This is a genomic window from Ruegeria sp. BHSB058 (assembly GCF_059613285.1).
This window is the reverse complement of the sequence record NZ_JBXWSF010000144.1, coordinates 1-4,039: the sequence shown is the minus strand read 5'-3', so window position 1 is coordinate 4,039 and position 4,039 is coordinate 1. Positions and strand designations below refer to the sequence as shown.

Annotated in this window: 4 protein-coding genes and 1 pseudogene; 1 reads left to right on the top strand and 4 read right to left on the bottom strand. The window is 59.5% G+C overall.

What is annotated here, in order from left to right; genetic code table 11:
- Positions 1 to 219: pseudogene (locus tag AC2FNB_RS20545) on the top strand (MBL fold metallo-hydrolase); the annotation flags it as partial.
- A 6-nt stretch (positions 220 to 225) separates the two neighbouring features.
- Here the strand turns inward: AC2FNB_RS20545 and AC2FNB_RS20540 are convergent.
- The 4 genes from AC2FNB_RS20540 to nadE all read right to left on the bottom strand — a co-directional run.
- Entirely contained in the window at positions 226 to 1,557 is a 1,332-nt protein-coding gene (locus AC2FNB_RS20540) for an NAD(P)/FAD-dependent oxidoreductase (RefSeq protein ID WP_480751797.1), read from the bottom strand.
- A 634-nt stretch (positions 1,558 to 2,191) separates the two neighbouring features.
- Positions 2,192 to 2,329: a hypothetical protein gene (locus AC2FNB_RS20535; protein WP_496748619.1), complete on the bottom strand. Its 138-nt coding sequence runs from the start codon at positions 2,327 to 2,329 to the stop codon at positions 2,192 to 2,194.
- Between the two features lie 336 nt (positions 2,330 to 2,665).
- The gene (locus AC2FNB_RS20530; protein WP_480751796.1) at positions 2,666 to 3,304 is read right to left on the bottom strand and encodes a hypothetical protein; all 639 of its coding nucleotides are present in this window, start codon (positions 3,302 to 3,304) and stop codon (positions 2,666 to 2,668) included.
- Between the two features lie 178 nt (positions 3,305 to 3,482).
- Positions 3,483 to 4,039, bottom strand: a 557-nt coding sequence (gene nadE / locus AC2FNB_RS20525; RefSeq protein WP_496748618.1) for an NAD(+) synthase, incomplete at its 5' end; no start/stop codon positions are given.

Here is a 4,039-nt window from a genome sequence, read left to right as displayed (position 1 = left end):
AATCACTATGTGTGGTCCTTTGCACATCCCGAATGGGAACTCAGCTTTGACGTCGACAAGGCAGCCGCCACGGCCTCGCGCCGAAAGGTTCTGGGCATGCTGGCGGCGGACCGTGTCCCGATGATCGGCTATCACATGCCCTTCCCGGCGGCCGGTTTCGTCGAACCGCGCGGCGACGGGTTCCGGTTCGTCCCGGTCAGCTATCAGATGATGGGCTGAGACAGGTCAATACCCCGGGTCGGGACGCACCCTTGAGCCGTCGGTAAACCGTGACAGGCGGAACGCGGAGGGGTCGACGCAAGGCGTATCGGCGGTCACAAGATCGGCCGTCAGTCGCCCCGCGCCCGGCCCGATGCCGAACCCATGCCCGGAAAAGCCGGTGGCGATGAACATCCCCGGCAGACTGTCAACCTGCGAGATCACCGGAATGGCGTCGGGCGTGACATCCATGTATCCCGCCCAGCTTTGCACGATTTCGGCCGAACAAAGCGCCGGAAACGCCCGGCACGCCCTGGCCCAGGCCTTGCGCACGACCCGCCATGTTGGTTCGGGGTCCAGGATGCGACAATGTTCGAACGGGGTCACATCGGTGGGCAGCCAGGACCGGTTCTGCTGCGCCTCTTCGGCCCAATACCGCGACAACCTGAACTGCAGCGAACTCCAGTCCTGCACAAGCGCGGGCAGATAGCGGTATCCAAGCCGGAAACTGTCCGGCACTATATCGACGATGTTGTCGTGGCCGGATGCGATCGAATACCCGCCATCAGCCCGTTTGCGCATGGCAAAATCGTTGGACCAGAGCGCTGCCTCCGGCAATCCTTCGACCGGAGAGGTTCGCATGGCGGTGTTCAGCACCTTGAGCTGCGGCAGGAAAATATCCGCATTCCCGGCAAACAGCCGTGACCATGCCCCGCCTGCCAGCACGACCTGGCTGCAGGCCACGCGCCCGCGTTCGGTGATGACCCCGGCAACGCGTCCCGCCTCGACATCGACCGAACGAACGGCGCAATTCGCCATTACTGCCGCGCCCCGATCCCGCGCGCCTTCGGCAATCGCCGGCGCGGCCAGTTGCGGTTCGGCACGGCCGTCCTGCGGCATGTGCAGGCCCGCACTGACCTCTCCGTCATGCCCCGGCAACAATGCGGCCAGCTCGGCCCCGCTCACCAGCCGCGCGCCGGTTTGCAACCCTTCGACATGCGAAAGCCAGCACGCCTGACGTTCATGACCGCGCCGCCCCGAGTCGGCAAAGAGGATCCCGGCCTGCCTGTACCCGGTGGGGCGGCCAAGCCTTTCGTCCAGCCCCTGCCAGATCCTGCGCGCCTCCTGCATCAGGGGAATCTCGCGCGGGTCGCGCATCCCCAACCGCACCCAACCCCAGTTGCGAGAGCTTTGCTCGGCCCCGATCTGCCCCTTTTCGCACAGCAGAACCGATATGCCTCGTTCCGCGAGCTCCAGCGCGGTCGACGTACCGATTATGCCGCCACCTATGACGACAACATCAACCTTTTTTGGAAGGGCCAGGTCGGACTCGAATGAAGTAGGCTTGGGACCGGGCATCAATGGCTCAAATACAGTTGCATCTGTCCCATTGATGTCGCGCTTTGGCGATCGAAGAAAGCGAAATTGACCCGAACGGATTGCTCACTCTGAAACTGTGGCAACCCGGTCATTCAATTGGTCGCAAGGCGTTTCTTGGGTGCGATCTGCGCCCGGCACAGACGTCACCGAACGCAGATTACCTCGACTTCTCGCGCAAAGTTTTTTGAGCTTGGTCCCGATCCGTTGGCAGTTGGATCAGATCGACGCAATCAGCTCAGACTGCCGTCAACAGGGCGTGAATTGCCCCGATAAACGCAGCCACAGCCAGTGAACTGGCCAAAAGGATGCAAAAAATTTCCAAAGCGTTGAGTTTCATGGCAGCCCCAAGGCAACTGGTTTCTGCGCATGCACATAACGGTTTCGTGACTGAAAAAAAGGGGGTCTCTCAGCCCCGCGGATTTTGCGGCGCAAACCTGCCAGTGACGTTGGCATTCCTTTGCCTAATGGCGCCCAAAGACTCTTTTCGGTCACAGGCGCGCATAGCAATCCCGTTGACCTGTGTCTTTGGGGCACCACTCACATGTCACCCCAAAGACGTGCCGATTCCCCCTCGGCTTTAAAGCCCACTACTTGCACTCACGGGGTCGTGGCATCACTCCTCGACCCGCCATTCTTCACCCAACCACAGCGGGCGCCCCCTCTTGCGCGGCTTGTTGTGCGGGTCCCCCAAAACATTGGCAATCGCTTTGTCGATGCCAATTTCGTCGAACTTGCACCCAAAAGAACGCATCAATTTCCATTCCGGCAAGGAATGGAGAGGCTTGTCATAACCATTTAACATCACACCACCAAACACTGGTCCCAAAACACTCGATACCTTCCGGATTTGATCCCGGAATCCAAAAACTCTTCATGCTCTCAGGAATTGAGAAAGGTGGCTAACCCACTCACAATATGTCAATTCCGCCCCAGTTGAGGCCAAATTGAACCTTAATTGTGTCACAAATGTGGCAATTCTAGTACATTTTGGAAACAGTTTGTCCCCGAAGAAAAAACAACCGCGCGGTGGCGATTGTCTTTTCAGTCTACCCGGCGCCGCAAAGGCAGCGCCTTTTCACTTCAAATGTCACGGATCGCGGCGAGTTCCCTTGAGCCGCTCAAAGGGGTCGCTGCGCATTTTCTCGGGCAGGTCGTCGGCGGGTTCGAAATCCGGCAGGTACAGCCCCTCGGTCCAGCGCGCGGGCAGAACATCAACGATCCGGCCCGCGAATTTCGACGCCCGGATCAATCGTTGCCTGATTCGGCCCGCCAGGTCGGGGCGCTTGAGTTCCAGCCAATCCATCCCGTGCCCTGCCAACTCGACCACCCGTTCATGTCCCAAAGTCCAGTAAGACACCAGAACCACGACCAGAAACAGGGCAACAAGCAACGGCAACAGCAATGGTTGCCACAGCATGATCAGCGCGACCGTCGCGATGAACACATGCAGCCAGGTCGGCTCATACCGGTTTTCCCGCACGGGAATCGGTCCGATGAAACCGCCCTTCTTCCTGGCCGGTTTCTCGGTTGCAGGCTCCTTGCGGGGCCGCACGGGCTCGGGCGCCGTGATCCAGCCGCTCCGCTCTTCGACCGGTTCAAGCGACTTGCCGCTCAGGATGGCGTTGATCGCTGCATCCGTTCTTTTTTCGTCCAAACTCCGCTTCGCGCCCCGCATCGAGGCCAGCCTCGGCGCGGTATGAATCGGTTTGTCAAATTCTTCCAACATTGACCCCTCGCATTCCCCCAAATGCTCGGCCAAATCACCGCTACTTCACTGAAGGTGGAAACAATACTCCTGAAATCCGTGAATTGAATCACCCCTCTTGCGGCAATCCTGCCTGCAACCCGACATTTTCGCCGCATAGATGGCAAAATTAAGGCAAAAGAGGGGCCGAATATCGGCTTCAGCTCGGATCGCGCCAGCGATTGACGATGGGATAGCGCCGGTCCAGCCAGAACGACCGCTGGGTCAGACGCGCGCCGGGGGCGGACTGAAAGCGTTTGTATTCACTGATATACAGCAGATGCTCGACCCGCTTGGCCACGTCGCGCTCAAACCCGGCAGCGACGCAATCGGCAATCGAGCCGTCCTGATCCACAAGAATGTCCAGAATCCCATCCAGCACCGGATAATCCGGCAGGCTGTCGCTGTCTTTCTGGTCTTCGCGCAGTTCCGCACTCGGCGGCTTGTCGATGACCGAAGGCCGGATCACCTCGCCCCCAGGCCCCATCATCCAGTCGCGGTGATTGGCATTGCGCCAACGGCAGGTCTCGAACACCCGCGTCTTGTAAAGGTCCTTGATCGGATTGTAGCCCCCGTTCATGTCGCCATAGATCGTGGCATAGCCCACCGCGATCTCGGATTTGTTGCCGGTGGTCAACAGCATCTCGCCAAACTTGTTCGATATCGCCATCAACAACAGCCCGCGCAGGCGCGACTGGATGTTTTCCTCGGTGATGT

Excerpts from the sequence above, each read along its gene's own strand:
- AC2FNB_RS20540 (WP_480751797.1), bottom strand. The coding sequence starts at position 1,557 with ATGCCCGGTCCCAAGCCTACTTCATTCGAGTCCGACCTGGCCCTTCCA.
- AC2FNB_RS20535 (WP_496748619.1), bottom strand. The coding sequence starts at position 2,329 with ATGCGTTCTTTTGGGTGCAAGTTCGACGAAATTGGCATCGACAAAGCG.
- AC2FNB_RS20530 (WP_480751796.1), bottom strand. The coding sequence starts at position 3,304 with ATGTTGGAAGAATTTGACAAACCGATTCATACCGCGCCGAGGCTGGCC.